This window comes from Pristimantibacillus sp. PTI5 (assembly GCF_048572955.1).
Lineage (GTDB): Bacteria > Bacillota > Bacilli > Paenibacillales > Paenibacillaceae > Pristimantibacillus.
On the sequence record NZ_CP183886.1, the window covers coordinates 5,598,517 to 5,617,144 of the forward strand.

The 18,628-nt window shown below is 51.2% G+C and carries 13 protein-coding genes; 12 read left to right on the plus strand and 1 reads right to left on the minus strand.

Features of this window, described 5'->3' with window-relative positions:
- Positions 1-95 precede the first annotated feature (95 nt).
- The 10 genes from ACN6MW_RS24770 to ACN6MW_RS24815 all read left to right on the plus strand — a co-directional run bounded on the left by ACN6MW_RS24770 (position 96) and on the right by ACN6MW_RS24815 (position 14,275).
- Positions 96-2,990 (plus strand): extracellular solute-binding protein, encoded by a 2,895-nt coding sequence (locus ACN6MW_RS24770; protein ID WP_419872526.1) that lies wholly within the window; start codon positions 96-98, stop codon positions 2,988-2,990.
- Between the two features lie 96 nt (positions 2,991-3,086).
- Positions 3,087-3,959 (plus strand): carbohydrate ABC transporter permease, encoded by an 873-nt coding sequence (locus ACN6MW_RS24775; protein WP_419876437.1) that lies wholly within the window; start codon positions 3,087-3,089, stop codon positions 3,957-3,959.
- Positions 3,960-3,961: 2 nt separating this feature from the next.
- Positions 3,962-4,834 (plus strand): carbohydrate ABC transporter permease, encoded by an 873-nt coding sequence (locus tag ACN6MW_RS24780; protein ID WP_419872527.1) that lies wholly within the window; start codon positions 3,962-3,964, stop codon positions 4,832-4,834.
- A 20-nt stretch (positions 4,835-4,854) separates the two neighbouring features.
- Positions 4,855-6,918 carry a YIP1 family protein gene (locus tag ACN6MW_RS24785; protein ID WP_419872528.1) on the plus strand — a complete coding sequence of 688 codons (2,064 nt, stop codon included), beginning with the start codon at positions 4,855-4,857 and terminating at the stop codon, positions 6,916-6,918.
- A 4-nt stretch (positions 6,919-6,922) separates the two neighbouring features.
- Positions 6,923-9,490 carry a DUF5696 domain-containing protein gene (locus tag ACN6MW_RS24790; protein ID WP_419872529.1) on the plus strand — a complete coding sequence of 856 codons (2,568 nt, stop codon included), beginning with the start codon at positions 6,923-6,925 and terminating at the stop codon, positions 9,488-9,490.
- Between the two features lie 2 nt (positions 9,491-9,492).
- The gene (locus ACN6MW_RS24795) at positions 9,493-10,395 is read left to right on the plus strand and encodes a carbohydrate ABC transporter permease (protein ID WP_419872530.1); all 903 of its coding nucleotides are present in this window, start codon (positions 9,493-9,495) and stop codon (positions 10,393-10,395) included.
- A gap of 14 nt (positions 10,396-10,409) precedes the next feature.
- The gene (locus ACN6MW_RS24800) at positions 10,410-11,405 is read left to right on the plus strand and encodes a carbohydrate ABC transporter permease (protein ID WP_419872531.1); all 996 of its coding nucleotides are present in this window, start codon (positions 10,410-10,412) and stop codon (positions 11,403-11,405) included.
- A gap of 41 nt (positions 11,406-11,446) precedes the next feature.
- Positions 11,447-12,406 (plus strand): ROK family protein, encoded by a 960-nt coding sequence (locus ACN6MW_RS24805; protein ID WP_419872532.1) that lies wholly within the window; start codon positions 11,447-11,449, stop codon positions 12,404-12,406.
- Positions 12,403-13,176 (plus strand): N-acetylmannosamine-6-phosphate 2-epimerase, encoded by a 774-nt coding sequence (locus ACN6MW_RS24810; protein ID WP_419872533.1) that lies wholly within the window; start codon positions 12,403-12,405, stop codon positions 13,174-13,176. The genes ACN6MW_RS24805 and ACN6MW_RS24810 overlap by 4 nt, the downstream gene beginning before the upstream one ends.
- A gap of 37 nt (positions 13,177-13,213) precedes the next feature.
- Positions 13,214-14,275, plus strand: coding sequence for a Gfo/Idh/MocA family protein (locus tag ACN6MW_RS24815; RefSeq protein ID WP_419872534.1), 1,062 nt, complete (start codon positions 13,214-13,216; stop codon positions 14,273-14,275).
- A gap of 91 nt (positions 14,276-14,366) precedes the next feature.
- Here the strand turns inward: ACN6MW_RS24815 and ACN6MW_RS24820 are convergent, their stop codons facing one another.
- The gene (locus tag ACN6MW_RS24820) at positions 14,367-15,905 is read right to left on the minus strand and encodes a DUF4127 family protein (RefSeq protein ID WP_419872535.1); all 1,539 of its coding nucleotides are present in this window, start codon (positions 15,903-15,905) and stop codon (positions 14,367-14,369) included.
- Positions 15,906-16,217: 312 nt separating this feature from the next.
- Here ACN6MW_RS24820 and ACN6MW_RS24825 point away from each other — a divergent pair, with 312 nt between their 5' ends.
- Together ACN6MW_RS24825 and ACN6MW_RS24830 are read left to right on the plus strand one after the other, a co-directional pair.
- Positions 16,218-17,585, plus strand: a complete 1,368-nt coding sequence (locus ACN6MW_RS24825) for an N-acyl-D-glucosamine 2-epimerase (RefSeq protein WP_419872536.1) — start codon at positions 16,218-16,220, stop codon at positions 17,583-17,585.
- Between the two features lie 75 nt (positions 17,586-17,660).
- Entirely contained in the window at positions 17,661-18,620 is a 960-nt protein-coding gene (locus ACN6MW_RS24830) for a Gfo/Idh/MocA family protein (RefSeq protein WP_419872537.1), read from the plus strand.
- Positions 18,621-18,628 lie beyond the last annotated feature (8 nt).

Genomic DNA, 18,628 nt, shown 5'->3' on the forward strand with positions numbered 1-18,628 from the left:
AGGAAACGTTTATAAAGCAGCATCGCAGGGAATCCCGACGAGGGATTCCCGTCCTTTTATATGGACGGCCATTTGAAAAAGAAAGAGGGGTTCGCATGCTGAAGGTAACCAGGAAGACAAAGAGATGGATCGGCGCCCTGTTGGCCCTGGTCATGCTCGTGATAATCGTCTCCATCGTTCCTGCGAGCCGATCATCAGGCAGCGATCACGTATTGGGGACGGTCCAAGCATCTTCGGATCAAATCGAGAAGAAGACAGCCGTTCTCGCTTCGGCGGGCAATCGCTATGAGGATTATGCAGCGAAATATGCTAACGAGCGGCATCCTTCCGGCACGCAAAGGATTGAAGCAGAGTCTTACGCCGCTTCCGATGGCATGAAGATTAGCGCTATGGAAGATTACGAGGGTGCTGCGACACCTGTCGTCGCAACGACAGATTCGGGAGCTATCCACTGGGATATTGATGTGCCGGAAGACGGGTTATATCATATCGGCTTGCGTTATTTTCCGATGGCGGGTAACACGTCCCCCATAGAAAGAGAACTCCTCATAGACGGGAAGGTTCCTTTTGAGGAAGCTTCGAGGCTCGTATTTTCGCGGGTATGGCGCAATGAGCTGAACATGCTGGAGCAGGATGCCAAACAGAATGATTTGAGACCGAGACAGGTCGAAAGCCCGCAGTGGCAGGAGCGAATATTGCGTGATGCGGAAGGTTATTACAGAGAGCCCTTTTCCTTTTATCTATCCAAAGGCCAACATCGAATTTCACTCGTTTCTCTTAGAGAACCGATGATCATAGACTATTTGACGCTTTTTCAACAAGAAGTAATCCCCACCTATGCGAGCATAGCGCAAACCTACCAAGAGCTCGGTTATGAAACGACGAACGGCTTGTTTATCAAGTTTCAGGGCGAGGACGCCGCGTTCAAATCGAATCCATCCTTGTACCCGCTTAACGATCGTTCCAGTCCGGGAACGGAACCCTATCATGTATCGAAAATTAGAATGAATACGATCGGAGGCGTCAATTGGAAAATTCCCGGCCAGTGGATTTCGTGGGAAGTAAATATTCCGAAGGACGGACTCTATGAATTCGGTCTCAGGTATAAGCAAAATACGGTCAGAGGCGTCAACGTAGTGAGGGAGCTGGCCATTGACGGGAAAATACCCTTCAAAGAGGCCGACGCTATACCGTTTCGTTATAACGGGGCATGGCAAATCGGAACGCCGGGCGTGGACGGAAAACCGTTTTTATTTTATCTAACGAAAGGGAAGCATCAAATCAAGCTGGAGCTTACGATGGGTGACTTGGCGGAAACGATCCGCATGGTGCGCTCGAGCATCCAGCAGTTGAACGCTCTATATCTCAAAATCATCATGATTACTTCCGCTTCGCCAGATCCTCTCCGCGATTACGAGCTGGAGAAGAAAATCCCCGAGCTGCAGAAGGTGTTCGAGGAGCAAAGCGATTTGCTTACCGCCGCAGCGGACCGGATGGATGAGATGGTCGGAGGAACGAGCGCCAGCACCACCATACTGAGAACAACCTCCTATCAATTGAAGGATCTAGGCAGCCGCACCGAGACGTTAACCTCGCGGCTTAAGAGCTTCAAGGACAATGTTACGGCGCTCGGGACATGGCTGCTTACCGTTAATCAGCAGCCGCTTGAGGTCGATTACTTATTTTTCAAATCGCCGGACGTTCCTCTTCCGAAGGTAAGCACCGGAATGATCGGCAAATCCGTTCATGAGGTTATGTCGTTTGCAAGATCGTTTTCCGAGGATTACAGCCATATCAGCAACGAAAAGAAAGATGATAAGGCAGTAACCGTATGGATTGCGGCAGGCCGGGACCAGGCGCAATTGCTTCGCTCCATGATCGATAATTCCTTTACTCCGCAAACCGGCATATCGGTCAATTTGCAGCTTGTCAATCCTGCGGTCGTTCTGCCTGCGACGCTGGCAGGGAAGGGTCCCGATATTGCGTTGACGCAATCGGATGTCATTAACTTTGCGATGCGAAACGCGCTGCAGGATTTATCCGCTTTCCCGGAGTTCGATAAGGTGCGAGAACGGTTCATGGGCAGTGCTTTTGCCAGCTTTGATTATCAGGACGGGGTTTACGCGCTTCCGGAGACGCAGTCGTTCCCGATGCTGTTTTATCGCAAGGATATTTTGGAGGAGCTGAATCTGGACGTTCCGCAAACGTGGGAGGATATGTACCGGATCATTCCCGAGCTCCAGAAGCACAACATGGATCTGGCCCTGCCGCAAAATATCGTATTTGAATCGATGCTCTACCAAAACGGCGGACGGTTTTATCAGGAAGACGGTATCGCAACGGACCTGGATTCGGCGATCGGCATTGAAACGTTCCAAAAGTGGACGGAGCTCTATACCAACTATAAGCTTCCGATCGAATTTGACTTCATTAACCGTTTTCGGACAGGCGAAATGCCGATCGGCATCGCGGATTACACGACGTTTAACTTTTTGACCATTTTTGCTCCGGAAATTAGAGGCCAATGGAATTTTGTGGCGGTACCGGGAACCCGGGCGGTAGATGGTACCGTACGGCATGACACGATGAGCACGGCGACAGGAACGGTCATGTTTAAAAACGCCAAAAATAAAGAAGCCGGCTGGGCATTCATGAAATGGTGGACGGATACGGAAGCGCAGGTTACGTTCGGACGCGAAATGGAGGCCATACTGGGCGAATCTGCCCGCTATGCAGCGGCAAATTTAGAGGCTTTGCAGCAGCTTCCTTGGTCGGCGAAGGAATTGAACCAGCTCGTTGACGAGCTCGAATGGGTCGTCGGAAGGCCGGCTGTTCCGGGAGGCTATTCGCTGGACCGCCATATTTACAATGCCTTTTACGAGGTGTACACGGAGGGAAGCGAGCCGCGGGAAACGCTTGAAAACTATGTCAGGACGATCAATCAGGAAATCACGATCAAGCGTGAAGAGTTCGATTTGCCGACGAAGTAGAAGGGAGGGCTCCAAATGATTCCACTCGTCAAGAAAACCAAGCTTAGGCTGGGAAACGGAAAACCGCGGCCGCGGTTGAATCACACATGGAAGGAAATGAAGAAGAACAAGGTCATATATGCCATGCTTGCGCCGTTTTTCCTCATTTTTTTTACTTTTACCGTCCTTCCCGTTTGCTTATCGCTGCTGGTCAGCTTCACCAATTTTAATATGCTGGAGTTTCCGCAATGGGTAGGCTGGCGGAATTACGCCCAATTATTCGTCCGGGACGATGTTTTCCTTATTGCCTTGAAGAATACGTTGATTTTTGCGGCTATCACGGGACCTGTCAGCTATATCGCATGTTTTGTGCTTGCTTGGATCATTAATGAGTTTCCTCCCAAAATCAGAGCCTTCGCGACGTTAGTCTTCTATGCTCCGGCTTTGTCGGGCAGCGCCTTTATCGTGTGGACGCTCTTGTTCAGCAGCGATTCCTACGGTTATATCAATGCCTTTCTCTTGAAATGGCATTTGATATTGGAACCGATCCTCTGGCTGAAGACACCGAAATACATTCTACCGATCATTATCGTCGTGCAGCTTTGGCTCAGCCTCGGAACGAGCTTTCTTGCATTCATCGCAGGTTTGCAGAGTCTCGACAAGACGCTGTTCGAGGCAGGAGCAATCGACGGCATACGCAACCGCTGGCAGGAGCTTTGGTTCATCACGCTGCCTTCGATGAGGCCGATGCTCATGTTCGGCGCGGTCATTCAAATTACGGCTTCCTTCGGCGTTGCGGAGGTGGCAACCGCTTTGGCAGGCTTCCCCAGCGTCAAATATGCGGGACACACAATTGTAACGCATTTGATGGATTACGGCTCCATTCGGTTTGAGATGGGCTATGCGTCGGCTATCGCGACCGTGCTGTTCGCGATGATGCTCGGTTCCAATCTCATCGTGCGAAGGCTGCTGGCGAAGGTCGGTGAGTAAGCGTGATCCCTATTAGCTTTAAGAAGAAAAGAGTCAGCCGTTCATGGACGGGCGATATCGCCTTGTTTCTGCTCCTGGCAGCGGTCGGTTATTTTATGGCCATGCCGCTGGTTTTTGTCATCAGCAATGCCTTCAAGCCGATTAATGAAATTTTGAAGTTTCCACCGGACTTTTTTGTCAAGAATCCGACGCTTACGAACTTTACGGACTTATATCATTTGCTTTCAGGCTCGTGGGTACCCTTTACCCGGTATATCTTCAATACCTTTTTTATCGCGATCGTCGGTACGGCCGGTCACGTTCTGATTGCTTCGCTTGCGGCGTATCCGCTGGCCAAACGGAAATTTCCAGGCAAGGGCATTCTCTTCTCGATCGTAGTCTTGTCGCTCATGTTCTCGGCAACGGTCACGCAAATCACGAATTACATGACGATGTCGTGGCTTGGCTTTCTGGATACCCATTGGGCGGTTATCATTCCGGCAATCGGCTCCTCGCTTGGGCTCTATCTCATGAAGCAGTTCATGGAGCAAATTCCGGATGCGCTGCTGGAGGCTGCGCAAATCGACGGCTGCAGTGAATTCCGCATATTTTGGAGCGTCGTCATGCCTGTCGTCAAGCCCGCATGGCTTACGCTCGTTATCTTCTCGTTCCAAGGCCTGTGGGGAGCGGGCGGAGCGGCGGGCTCCATGTACATTTACAGCGAGCAGCTCAAAACGATCGATTATGCGTTAAGCCAGATTTTGGCGGGAGGCATCGTCCGGACCGGTCCTTCAATGGCAGCAACGCTGCTGCTGCTAACGGTTCCGATTCTCATCTTTGTGCTGTCGCAGAGCAGTGTTATTCAAACGATGTCAACCTCCGGCATGAAAGAATGATGGGAAAGGGGAGGCTTACGATGAATCGATTTAGTAAATATCTACTGCTCTTCCCTCTACTGCTGATAATGGTTGGCATTTCAGTGCCGGTACACGCTGCGCCGTACGATGGCTACAACTATTCTTGGTGGGGAGATCCCGAGCCGGCGCCCGTGCCTTATTTGCCAGTTAAGCAAATCGGAGGGGAACAGTTAAACTCGGGACCGTTCAAATCGCCGGAAGATCTATACGTTACACCTGACAATCATATTTACGTAGCCGATACAGGGAATAACCGGATCGTCGTACTGAATGAACAGGCAAGCGTGATCCAAACGATCGATACGTTTGAGAACGGCGATAAGGCGGATGGCTTCTCCGCGCCGCAGGGGATCTTCGTTCATTCAAACGGACATCTTTTCATTGCGGATACGGGGAATAAACGTATCGTCGAACTGACAAAGGAAGGCGGACTGGTCCGCGTGATCGGTGCGCCGGAAAGCGAAGTGCTTGGAGACAGCTTCGTATATGAGCCGATTAAATTGGTCGGCGATTCGGCAGGCCGGCTCTACGTTGTAGGCAAGGGCGTATTTAACGGCATCATGCAGTTCGATTCCGGAGGGGAATTCACCGGATTTATGGGTGTCAATAAAGTGCGTTACAGCGCCGCGGATTTGTTCTGGAAGCGTGTCATGACGAAGGAGCAGCGTTCGAAGATGGTGCTGTTTATTCCCGTCGAATTCAACAACGTCGATATCGATAACGAGGGCTTCATTTACGCGACGACAAGCGAGGAGTTTTCGGATGCGCCGGTGAAGCGACTGAATCCCTCCGGGACAGACGTATTGAAGCGAACGGGCTACCATCCTCCGAAAGGGGACGTCAGGTTCCGTATCGGCGGCACAAGATCCGGGACGTCCGCGATCCAAAGCGTCTCCCTTGACCGGAACGGCATTTACAGCATTTTGGACAACACGCGAGGACGGATATTTACGTACGACCGGGAAGGCAAGCTTATGTATATTTACGGTCTCCTTGGCGAACAGGTCGGTACCTTTAAGACGCCGTCCGATATCGACATGCTTGACGACAAGATGATCGTGCTCGATAAAGGCTTGAACCAGCTTGTCCTATTCGAGCCGACCCGCTACGGGAAGGTGATTCGGGATGCCGTCATTTTTAACGATACGGGCGAGGAAGAGAAATCGGTCGAGAAGTGGCGCGAGGCGCTGCTTTTAAACAATAACCTGGAAATCGCTTATTTAGGAATCGGGAAAGCGGAGCTTAGGCAGGGGAATAATTATGAAGCGATGAAGCATTTCGAGCTTGGCATGCACCGTGAATATTATTCCCGGGCCTTCGAGCGCTACCGAAAGGATTTCATGTGGGAGCATTTCGGGAAAATCGCGGCAAGCGTAATCGCCGTCGCGGTTCTGCTCATAACGGCGAAAGTATGGATGAAGAGAAGGGAAACAGAGCCGGGAGTCGCCGGGATGGGGTGGTATACGATCTTCCATCCGTTTAACGGTTTCTGGGAGCTGAAGTTCGAGAAAAAAGGGAAGGTTTGGTTCGCGCTCTTGCTGCTGCTCGTTCTTTCCCTTCTTTACGTCATGAAGAGGCAGTTTACCGGATTTATTTTTAATCCCAGCGTTAATGCGGAGAGCGTCAATTTGCTCGATGAGATCAAGTTCATCGTTCTCCCGTTTTTTTTATGGTGCATCGCCAACTGGTCCATGACGACTCTGATGGACGGCGAAGGGAAATTCAAGGAGATCGTAATGGCGACTGCATATGCGCTCATACCGGTCATACTGATGCAAATTCCGCTTATCTTATTATCCAATGTGATTACGGTCCAGGAGGGCTCTTTCTACCGCTTGCTGGAATCGCTCGGATTCCTGTGGTTTTTCGGCTTACTGTTTGTCGGCATGCTTACTGTTCACCAATATACGGTAGGCAAAACCGTCATGACGATGATTCTGACGATGATCGTGATGGGCATCATCATTTTCCTCGGCTTGCTTTTCTTCAGTTTGGCGCAGCAGATGCTTTCCTTCGCGGCTACGATCTATAAAGAAGCGATGTTCAGATTAGGGGAGGGATAATGCCATGACGACTCACAATATTTTGCGGAAAGGGATGGCATTGTCCCTGCTGGTTGCCATGCTTTCGCTGTCAGCCTGCATGGCTGGCTCGTCCGAAAACGCCGAGATCCCTGCTGCTGTAACGGAGCCTTCCGATTCGGATAACGGTATACCGGATGCTTCACTCCGAGCCATGGACGCGTCGGCCCATGCAGAGCCCCGAATCGACGGACTTGATCCGGCGCTTGAGAACGACGAGCTTCGGCTCTATATCAGCCGGACAACGGCAGAGATTGCGGTCCTTGATAAACAAAGCGGTCAAATTTGGCGGTCGAATCCGGACAGTGCGGAGGATAAACTCGCTTCCCCTTACTTAAAGGGGAAACTAGCCTCGCAAATTTCGTTCGTCTACCTGACGCAAAACGGACAGAACAAGGATTACGACAGCTATAACAACAGCGTGAAGTTTAAACAGTTCGAGATTAAACAATCCGATGCCGGGTTAGCAGTCACGTACCTATTCGGAGATCCCGAAAAGGGGCTTGAATCGATTCCGCAGACGGTGGGCAAGGAACGGTTCGAGGAGAGATTGCTGAAGCGCTTGGAGGATCCGGCCGATCAAGAACAGCTGAAGGTCAGGTATAAATTTAATGAAGAGAAAAGCCTGTACGAGCGCCGGGAAATTCCAAAAGCCGTGATGAAGAAATTGCTGGCCCTCTTCGAAAAAGTGGAATATACGGAAGAGGATCTTGCCATCGATAACGGCGACGCAGGCAGCGGAGAAGCTGCGCAGGCGGCCAATCCGAAATTTTCGGCAACGGTTTACTATACACTGGATGGCCGTGACTTGATCGCTTCCATCGATACGGCATCCCTTACGGAGGATACGCCTCCTTATCGCATCCATTCGATCAGCTTGCTGGAGAATTTTGGCGCGGCAGGGCGACAGGATGCCGGCTATATCTTTGTGCCCGACGGGTCGGGCACGCTTATCCGCTTCAACAGCGGCAATATTCAGGCACAGCCCATCCTGATCCCGATATACGGCGAAGACAGCTCGATCTATGTAAGGGAGAAGTTCAACACGCTTGAGCCAAACCGGTTGCCGGTATTCGGGATGAAGAAGAACGATGCGGCCTTTCTCGCCGTAATCGAGGAGGGAGATGCCCTCGCCAAGCTGTCCGCGGACATAAGCGGGCGATTGCATGAGTTTAATACGGTTGCGGCCCAATTTCTTATTTTGCCTAAGGATGAGGTGCGTCTCAGCAATAACGAGATCATGCACAAAACGCCGAAGGAAACGTATAAGGGTAAGCTAAAAATCCGTTATTCCCTGTTAAGCGGGGATCAGGCGGATTATTCCGGAATGGCAGCCAGCTACCGTGCTTACCTTGAGAAGACGCATGGACTGACCAAGCTGAAGGCGGAGGGAGATACGCCGTTTTATCTGGAGCTTACCGGCAGCATTCCGAAAAAGAAAAACCTGCTCGGCTTTCCTTACGAATCGCTGGTCCCCCTTACGGATTTGAAGGAAGCGGGCAATCTCGTCGATCAGCTTCGCGACAAACAAATTCAGAATGTCCGGCTTCGATACGATGGCTGGTTTAATGAAGGCTTAAACCATACGATCGCATCGGAAATCGAAATGGATCGCGTCATTGGAAGCAAAGACGAATGGAACCGCTTAGCGGAGAAACTCCTGAAGAGCGGCGGCGGATTTTACCCTGATGCGGCGTTCCTGCATGTGTATAGCAATTCCGGGAAATTCAGTCCGAACAAAGACTCGGCACAGTACATCTCCCGCCGGTACGCGAAAATATATGAGTTCGACCGTGCCGCTTATTTTAAGCATAACGAGCTGTTGTCGCATTATTTGCTAACGCCTAGAAGGCTCGCCTCTACGGTGAATGGATTCCTGTCGGATTTCAAGAAGCTGAATCCCGGATCGATCTCCTTAAGGGATTTGGGCTCCGAGCTTTATTCCGATTTCCGCAGAAATGCAGAGGTGACCAGAGAAGACGCGAAGCGGATCGTCACAGCCCAGCTTCAAGCCATTTCATCGCAGTCGCCTGACATTTTGGTCAACGGGGGAAATGCCTATGCGCTTCCTTACGCATCGCATATTCTTAACCTGCCGCAAACGAGCAATGAATACCAGCTGGCCGGTGAATCCGTACCCTTTATCCAAATGGTGCTGCACGGCTATATCGAATATGCGGGAAAGGCTTACAACACCGCAGATGACCAGCAGGTCCATTCGAATGTGCTGCGATCGCTCGAGACCGGCTCAAACGTCTACTTCAACTGGTTCTATGAGGAACCGTCCGTATTGAAGGAAACCAGGTTCAGCTATCTTTACTCGAACCATTACGAGCAATGGTTCGATGAAGCTGTTCAAGCCTACGGCGAGGTAAACGAAGTGTTAAAGCAGGTTCGAGGACAGAGCATATTGAAGCACGAAAAACTGGCGGAACGCGTCTACAAAACCGTATACGAGAACGGCTTAACGGTTTTCGTCAATTACGGCGGGGCTGCTGCCGCTGTCGAAGGCGTGACGATCAAAGCAAATGATTACTTGGTTAAGGGGGGATAAGGATGTCGAAGAAACGAACACTCAGCTTGGAGCGCAAAAAAGAAATTTACGGCGTTCTATTCGTAACCCCCTGGCTGTTAGGATTCCTTCTGCTGATGGTCATCCCGTTTTTCCAGTCGCTTCAATTCAGCTTCCATAAGCTGACGCTTAACGCGGAGGGCTACTCCCTCCAATACGTGGGCATTGAAAATTACCGCAATATCTTTTTTGTCGACGCATGGTATGTCCGTACATTGACCGAGGCTGTAACGACGATGGCATTGAACGTGCCGCTAATTATTTTCTTCAGCTTATTTACCGCGACGCTCCTGGCGCAGAAGTTTAGGGGAAGGATGCTTGCAAGGGCGATCATTTTTCTTCCCGTCGTATTGGCTTCCGGAGTGATCGCCAAGCTGGATAACGGCAATTTTCTTGCTCAAATGATCGGTTCCGCCTCAACAGACTTGGAGGGCAACTATTCCGGACTGCGAAGCATCGAGCTGAGGCCGCTGCTGTTCCAAACGGGTCTAAGCATGGATATCGTCGACTATTTGACAGGCGCGGTGGATCGTATCTACCAAATTATCAGTTCTTCCGGCGTGCAGATTCTAATCTTTCTTGCCGGACTGCAGTCGATTTCTCCTTCTCTCTATGAGGCGGCGAAGATGGAAGGCGCCACGGGCTATGAAGCCTTTTGGAAAATTACGTTTCCGATGATTTCTCCGCTTATTTTAACGAATGTGGTCTATACCATCATCGATTCCTTTTACGACAATAACATGACGCAAATGATTCAGGACGCCGCATTCGGAAGATTGGACTTTGGCGTAAGCTCGGCGATGTCTTGGATTTATTTTCTTGTTATATCGATCATTCTGGTCATTTCAACTTACCTGATCTCGAAACGGGTTTTCTACTACGACTAAGGGGGAGTAGAGCTATGGAAGCGAAAACGAAAGCAGGCAAACGCTTCTCGGCGTCAGCCGCGGCGCGGGCCGTAACAAGCTGGTATGAACTTCATAGTCCGCTCGAGAAAGCGAAGCATTGGCTGTGGGTGATCATTCGTACCGTGCTCATTTTAGGGATCTGCTTCATCATTGTATATCCCATCATTACAAAGCTGTCTATCGCCTTACGCGACAAGCAGGATATGTTCGACGCGACGGTCGTATGGCTGCCCAGGCATTTTACGCTGGAAAACATCAAAACCGTTATGGGCTATCTGAAGTATCCGGAATCGGTAACCAATACGCTGATCCTTAGCATTGGCACTTCGCTGCTGCAATTAACCTCCTGCGCATTGGCCGGCTATGGCTTTGCAAGGCTTAAGTTTCGCGGCAGTTCGATTCTGTTCGGAATCGTAATCTTCACGATCGTCATCCCGCCTCAAACGATTATGGTACCGACCTATTTACATTACCGTTTCTTCGATGTTTTTGGCTTATACCATCTCTTTACGGGGAAAGACGGCGTTAACCTGCTGGAGAGCTTCTGGCCGTTCTTCATCTCGTCGGGCCTTGCCATGGGCTTGAAAAACGGCTTGTATATTTTTATTTTCCGGCAATTCTTCCGTTCGCTGCCGAAGGATTTGGAGGAGGCCGCTTATGTGGACGGAGCGGGCATTCCCGGGACCTTCCTGCGAGTCATGCTGCCGAATGCGGTGCCCGCGATTGCAACGGTCATGCTGTTCTCATTCATATGGCAGTGGAATGACAGCTACTTTGTGAATCTATTCGCGCCGAATTACACGCTTCTCGCAAGAATGCTGGATTTGCTGCCGGGTGCGGTTCGTCCCGAATATGTCGGGGGCATTTCCCATACGTCGCTTTATTTGAATACGGGAACGCTGCTCGGGATTTTACCGATTTTTATTCTTTATTTATTTGCGCAGCGTTACTTCGTTGAGAGCGTGGAGCGTACGGGATTGGTTGGGTAACGATGATCCGGCTACAGGACAAACCATAAGGGAGTGCTGCAATGAACTATGCCATAGGAGTAGATATCGGAGGAACGAAGATTCACTTTGCGCTTGTCGACAAAGCCGGAAGGATCATTCGCCATGAAATCGTACCTACCCTCGCAGGACTGGGGCCTGAGCATGTCATGCAATCGGTGTTAGGCGGCATCGACAAATTGATCCGGCAAGGCGAGGAGCAAATCGCCGGGATCGGCATTGGGAGCGCGGGTCAGATCGATTTTGCGACCGGCACCGTTTCGTTTGCTGTAGATACGCTTCCGGGCTGGACGGGGACTCCCATCAAGCAAACCGTGGAGCAGCGTTTCGGTTTAACCGTATATGTCGACAATGACGTGAATGTCATAGCGATTGCAGAGAAATGCTTCGGTGCGGGCCGGCAGTACGAGCATTACGTATGCCTTGCGCTCGGTACCGGAGTCGGAGGGGCGGTCGTGGCTGACGGCCGGCTTATTCGCGGAACGTCGGGAGGCGCCGGCGAGCTTGGTCATTCCTCGGTCCAATTCGACGGCCCCCGCTGCAGTTGCGGCAATTATGGCTGCATTGAGATGTATGCTTCCGGCACCGGCATTGCAAGGGTTGCGCTTGAGGCGCTTGGCGATGATGATGCCTCTAACACGCGCGGCCTGAGCGCCATAGAGGTTCTAGCGGATTGGACGGTTGGCGCCCCTTATGCCGTTCGTGCTATGGGGGTGGTTATACGCGCGTTGGCTTCAGCCATAAGCGGAATCATACACACCTTTAATCCGCAGGCGATCATCATTGCCGGTGGGGTGGCGGAAGCGGGTAGCGCATTTTTTGCAGCATTAGAGAAGGAAGCTGCAGCGAGAACCTCTCCGGGCATGTGGAAGGATTGCCGGATTGTTCCTTCGTATACCGGTGCAGGCGCAGGTGTGATCGGTGCAGCCGCACAAGTGTGGCATTATGCCGAGGAACGCTCCGGAAAGCAGGTGTCGCTATGATCAAACCGTTAATTTCCAGCTTAAAGGATGGCTTTATCGTTTCCTGCCAGGCGCAGGAGCATGAGCCTTTGTACGGCTCGGATATCATGGCGGCAATGGCGGCCGCAGCGGAAGCGGGCGGAGCCTCGGCCATACGCGCCAACACGCCGCAGGATATTTCCTCCATCAAAAACAGATGCAAGCTGCCGATTATCGGGCTGTATAAAAAACATTATCCCGACAGCGATGTCTACATTACTCCTACACTGCGAGAGGTCGATCAGGTCATCCGGGCAGGTGCGGATATCGTGGCGATCGACAGCACGTCAATGACGAGGCCGGGCAATGAGAAGCTTGACCGGCTCATTGCCGAAATACGCAAAAGCTTCCCAGACACCTCTATTATGGCGGATATCTCGACCTTTGAGGAAGGAGCCATGGCCATGCAGCTGGGGGTAGACGTCGTATCGACGACGATGTCGGGCTATACGCCCTATAGTCCGAAGCTGCAAACCCCAGATTTTGAGCTGATCGGGAAGCTGTCCGCGCTCGGGCAGGTGCCTGTCTTCGCGGAGGGGAGGATATGGACGATCGAGGAATGCCTGCGCTGCTACGAGGCCGGCGCGCATGCCGTCGTGATCGGGACTGCAATCACAAGGCCGCAGGAGGTCGTCAGACGTTTTGTCACCCGCATCAAAACAAAAATGCAGGTACAGCATGAGGAGGAAGCGAGAGGGAACAATCGCAATGCGGCGCACTCCTACGCCAAGGGGAACAATCCGCAGGAATAAACTGGTCCTATCAAATGATAAAGGGGAGTTATGTACGATGAAAAAAGTAAATATCGGCGTGATCGGCGCAGGGTCCATCTCGGAGATTCATCTAAATTCCTATGTGCGCAATCCGGAAGTCAACCTCTATGCTATCTGTGATCTAAATGAAGAGCGGGCAAAAAATAAGGCGGCTGCACGCGGAGCGCAGAAGGTGTTCACCGATTACCGCGAGCTGCTTGCCGATCCGGAAATCGATGCGGTAAGCATTTGCACCTGGAATAATTCGCATGCGGAAATTAGCATTGCCGCTGTAGAAGCCGGCAAGCATGTGCTCGTGGAAAAGCCGCTTTGCAGAACCGTCGCAGAAGCGGAGCGCATCCAGCAAGCGGTTAATAAGAGCGGGAAGGTATTGCAGGTTGGTTTCGTGAGGCGCTACGGCTCGAATACGGATATCTTGCAGCGCTTCATCAACGCGGGCGAGCTTGGCGACATTTATTATGCGAAAGCGACCTGCCTGCGCAGGTTAGGAAACCCGGGCGGTTGGTTCGCCGACAAGGAACGCTCGGGCGGCGGGCCGCTCATCGACCTTGGCGTACACATCATCGATTTATGCTGGTATTTGATGGGAAAGCCGAAAGTGAAATCGATCAGCGGAAATACCTATCGGCAGCTCGGCAATCGGGCGAATATTCAAAATCTGGCTTTCTATAAAGCCTCGGACTATGACTCCAGCAAAAATACGGTTGAGGATTTGGCCAACGCCATGATCCGATTCGAGAACGGCGCGTCGCTGCTGGTTGACGTAAGCTTTACGCTGCATGCGAAGCAGGATGAGATCAGCGTTAAAATATTCGGTGACAGGGGCGGGGCGGAAATCGAGCCGGGGCTTTTTATCGTTGGCGAGAGGCATGATACCATCTTGAACATTACGCCGCAGGTTGACCAGCTCGGCTTCGATTTTACTAGCGGTTTCCAAAATGAAATCAACCATTTCATCGACAGCTGCCTCGGAAGAAAAGAAACGCGGAGTCCGGTCGAGGATGGGCTCGAAGTGATGAAAATGCTATGCGGCATTTATGAATCGGCGGAGAAAGGCCAGGAAATCCATTTCAGCTGAGCGAGGGCTTCTCATGAAAAATGCTGTTCCTCCGGGTGTAAGCCGGGGAACAGCATTTTCGATTCTGAGTTGGCTGGTGACGGGTGTTTTATTATAGGGACAAGTCGACTTCGAACATCCGGTTCCAAGGAAGCTCGGCTTTTAATCCGGCAGCGTTCTTTTCCGCTAATTCACCTAAATAGTCGCTGCAGAAGCGCTGCAGATTTTGCGTAACGAGCTCCGAAACTTGCCTATGGATTGCCCCTACATCGAAGTAGGTACCGCCGAGCTCCGGCAAGTGACGGGCAGCTTCCTGCCGCACGATCGTTTGATAGCCCCAGTCTTCAATCAGGCGGTAAAGTAAAAAATGAGAGCTCATGCAATCGCTGTGTTCAAGGCGGTTGCCGTCTTTGCGGTAGTAGGAAGCCACGATGGCATGCGAGATGACGGTTCCAAGCGTATTGCCCGAAGTATTCCAGCCAGCGAAAGCTGACAGTCTGGAAATCAAGCCTTTTTTGGACAACAGCTGCATGAGGGCGTGATCTGCCCCGTTGCAAGAAGCGACATCCGCCAGCGCAACCATATGTTCCTTGCGGGAAAGCGCCTCGATCGCCGTGACGAATTCAGCAATATTTACCTCCGAGAAATAAGAACGGTGACGTTCACGATATACATTCGGCGATTCGGCCACATCCTTCGAAGACACGGGAGGGGAGTGGACCATGAGCACGAAATCGGCCGTCCGAGAGGAGTCTCCCATATAAGCGCCCCCAGAGGTTAAGTGAGATTTAACGCTTTCGTTCAGGCTGCGGTCTTCATATTTCGGAATAATGGCCGGTCCTAGCGTGGAGGAGTAACGGACGAAAACTTCAGGCTGATAATTTTTGATGGCGCAGAACACCTTTGCGAACAAGATGCTCCCGATCTCATCGGCCCCAGGATAAATCAGCACGTTATCCATGAGATTGCATTGTTCGGCTTCTACAAGAAGCTTGCGCTGCTCCATGGGGCTGAAACCGTATTTCGCATTATCGTCAAGAGGAATGACGAGATGATCGATGAGGCCGGACTTTACCAGGCGAATGACCTGTTCATTGACTTGAGCGTTAACTTCCCTGCGCTGAAGAAAATTTTCCAGTATGGAGGCTGGCACATCAAGCGGGAGCTGCAGCCATTCGCTGCTTTCTTCATCGGTTAGCGTCTCTGAGGCCTGCTTGTCTTTTAACCAGCCGTACCTAAAAATAGAATGGCCGTAATGCGCGTAGTAGTCTGGCTCCTCGTCGCTGCTGTTGTATGCCGGGGCTCTCATGATTAAATTGAAGGCATAGATGCGAAGGGCGGGGTTCTGCAGCTTCAATTTCTGGAGAAGGCCGAGTCGTTCCGTACATTCCTGAAGTGATAATTGATGAAGACGGGAAGGCACGATTCCGCCGTAAACGAGCATATCCACCGAAAGAATCAAATAGTCGGCATCGGAGGTTTCTTGCAGCAGCCAATCGCGGATATCTTCAAAGCGAGCGGGCGTTTTCTTCCTGCCAAGCCGCTCATTCGGGGGTGCCGCGAGCGATAGATCGCTGATGGCAGCAATCATTTTCGGGAATTTTGCATTGCAAGGACGTTCGTCGAGCGGCAGATAGACGACTTTACTCATACAATGACCTCCATAATGGATAGATGAAGAATTAAGCCTATTATACAACAATCCTGACAAATGGAATATTTTTTTATTAAAATAAATTTAAATGGATATTTTCTTTAATTCGGTCATAAAATCGTATATCTTATACTACCCGGATCACAGGGGAATAGGGCGTGTGCAGCCGGTTTTTCTGTGGAGATAAGCAGTGGAATGAATCATAATGGAGGAAATATCCTAAACAAAACTATTAAATAAAAAAATATTCCGTTATATCTGAATTGGTGGTACACTACAATTGAAATTGGGAAAAGGAGGTATAATCGATTGTCCACTTCATCCAGGGGATCATTTGTCAAGCAAGCCCTCTTTGGTCCAAGCATCCAGATCGATCCTGCATTTGCTTATTATCAGCAACGGTCGCCAGAGAGCATCGCCCAGGAAATCGAGCTTGCGGGATATCAAAGCGTTCATTATTTTGTCGTAAACGAGCATGTCATACAGAAAGAACTGCTGCTGGCGTTCCGGCAAAAAGGGATCCCGGTATGGGCAATGGTGATCGGAAACGGTACGTTCTCTACCGAGCGTTTTCCGGAGGAATGGCCATCCTGGCAGATGAAGCTGCTCAAGGAACCGAATGACGGCTTCTGGCGGTTGTCTCCTTTTAGCGATGGATACGTGCAGTGGAAGAAGTCGGCGCTGGCAAAGCTGGTGACGGACTATCCCTTTGACGGGATCGAAATTGCCGAGCCGTATTTTCCGGAATGGGGCGGGATTCAAAGAGGCGTTTATGGAGATGTCGGACCGCTTGCGCAAGCCGCGTTCAAAGCGCGATACGGAATCGATATGCCTGATTTTACAAACGCTGACGCTCCCGGCTACTACCTTCGCAATGTTCAAGCTTACCGCAAATGGGTCGACTTTCGCGTAGAAGCCGTCAATGGTTTTATAGATGAAATGATCAATGGGGCAGGTGGCGTCCGCGAAGCCAGACCGGATATTGCTGTTGCTACTTGGTCGCTCGCTATCGCTGCGGGACCGGACAGCCTGGAGCGTCTCCGGGAAGACCAAGGCCTGCACGCTCCGTCAATGATAGAAAAGGTACGGCCGGATATACACTTTTTGCAGACGCATTGGCCGGATTGGACGCGGGGAGACCTGCCGGCGGATTACGTTAAAGGCTACCATCCATTCGCGGACCAGATCAGGGAGCTGTTTCCCAAGCTGCCATTAGCTGTTCAAGCCGATATCGGTTCTGCGCGGCACATGGTCAAAAGCAGAGAATGGCTGAAGGCATTCAGTCAAACGGTTTTTGCGCTTGGGTATGCGTCTTGGACGGCTTACGAGTATCATACAGGCGGATATATGTATGAAGAGAAACCTGTTCCGATGCTTGCCGAACGAAAAAGCGGCCATGAGATTGTGATTTCGTTCAATAAACGGATCGATGAGCATTCGGCTAAAATTGCTTCGTGCTACAAAGTTTGGGACGGCGGAGACCTTCTGTCCACGACTTGGGACACTATCGCGGTTGACGGCAACCGGGTTATTCTTCGATCGGGGATGCTGCCTTCTAGCCCGTTCGTTCTGGAACTGAATGCGATCCGGGATACGCCGGAACGGCGGTTATTCAAGGAAAAACCAGCGAATGCCATTCGAAATGGGACGAGGCTGTCCATTCCGGGAGCGTTATAAAAATGAAATGGGACGGACATAGCTGTTTGGAGCCATTTGCCTCAATCCATAACCATGGGGAGTGAAGAGGAACAGATGAAAACGATTCGAATCGGTTTTATTGGAGCGGGAGGCATTGCGCATCTTCATGCAAGCCAAATGCTGGCCTTGGAAGGCGTGGAAATCTCGGCGGTTGCCGAGCCGAACGACCAGTCGGCTTTGAATTTTCTGACCTCCTTCGGTCTGGTGAATACCCGAAGGTATGCGAGCCATATCGAGATGCTCGAAGATAACGGATTGGATGCCGTTATCGTTTGCTCTCCGCATACGCTTCATTTTGCCCAGGCGCTGGATGTTTTGAACGCTGGCTGCCATGTGTTAATTGAAAAGCCGATGACCTGCTCCTCCCAGGAAGCGGAGCAGCTGATCAAGGCTGCAGAAGTACGTTCGAAGCTGATTCAGGTTTCCTATCAACGACATTTTCAACCGGAGTTCATTTATATCCGCCAAGCGATTGCAGACGGGATAATTGGCAAGCTAGTCTCGGTCAACGCGACGCTGTACCAGGATTGGAAGAGCAGCCAAGCCGGCACCTGGAGACAAAATGCGGCTCTTTCCGGAGGCGGTATGCTGATGGATTCCGGCAGTCATATTATCGATGTTCTTCTGTGGACGACCGGGCTGAAGCCGGCGGAAGTGAAAGCGACGCTCAGCACGCATGGCGCGCCGGTTGAAATTGATTCTTTTACGAGTATTCGCTTTGAAGAAGGCGCTATTGCCGCGCTGAACATCGTTGGATATGTACCAGGCTATAAGGAGTTCTATTCCTTCTGCGGTGAATTAGGGGTGATATATCTCGAGAACGGCAGGATCGAGGTTTTGACGTATAAGGATGGTTCCCTTCCGGTTCAGCTGCCCGATCAAACAACGAATCAGGATAAGAGCTTTATTGACGCTGTCAGAGGCGAGCACGAGGTCATGGTATCGGGAGAATATGCAAGAAAGGTGATTCAATTGACAGAAGCGATCTACCGTTCTGCGGCTTATCAAGTGTGACCCGTGTG

What these genes read in the sequence shown, in the direction of transcription:
- ACN6MW_RS24770 (WP_419872526.1), top strand. Translation starts at nt 96, where the DNA reads ATGCTGAAGGTAACCAGGAAGACAAAGAGATGGATCGGCGCCCTGTTG.
- ACN6MW_RS24775 (WP_419876437.1), top strand. Translation starts at nt 3,087, where the DNA reads ATGAAGAAGAACAAGGTCATATATGCCATGCTTGCGCCGTTTTTCCTC.
- ACN6MW_RS24785 (WP_419872528.1), top strand. Translation starts at nt 4,855, where the DNA reads ATGAATCGATTTAGTAAATATCTACTGCTCTTCCCTCTACTGCTGATA.
- ACN6MW_RS24790 (WP_419872529.1), top strand. Translation starts at nt 6,923, where the DNA reads ATGACGACTCACAATATTTTGCGGAAAGGGATGGCATTGTCCCTGCTG.
- ACN6MW_RS24795 (WP_419872530.1), top strand. Translation starts at nt 9,493, where the DNA reads ATGTCGAAGAAACGAACACTCAGCTTGGAGCGCAAAAAAGAAATTTAC.
- ACN6MW_RS24800 (WP_419872531.1), top strand. Translation starts at nt 10,410, where the DNA reads ATGGAAGCGAAAACGAAAGCAGGCAAACGCTTCTCGGCGTCAGCCGCG.
- ACN6MW_RS24805 (WP_419872532.1), top strand. Translation starts at nt 11,447, where the DNA reads ATGAACTATGCCATAGGAGTAGATATCGGAGGAACGAAGATTCACTTT.
- ACN6MW_RS24810 (WP_419872533.1), top strand. Translation starts at nt 12,403, where the DNA reads ATGATCAAACCGTTAATTTCCAGCTTAAAGGATGGCTTTATCGTTTCC.
- ACN6MW_RS24815 (WP_419872534.1), top strand. Translation starts at nt 13,214, where the DNA reads ATGAAAAAAGTAAATATCGGCGTGATCGGCGCAGGGTCCATCTCGGAG.
- ACN6MW_RS24820 (WP_419872535.1), bottom strand. Translation starts at nt 15,905, where the DNA reads ATGAGTAAAGTCGTCTATCTGCCGCTCGACGAACGTCCTTGCAATGCA.
- ACN6MW_RS24830 (WP_419872537.1), top strand. Translation starts at nt 17,661, where the DNA reads ATGAAAACGATTCGAATCGGTTTTATTGGAGCGGGAGGCATTGCGCAT.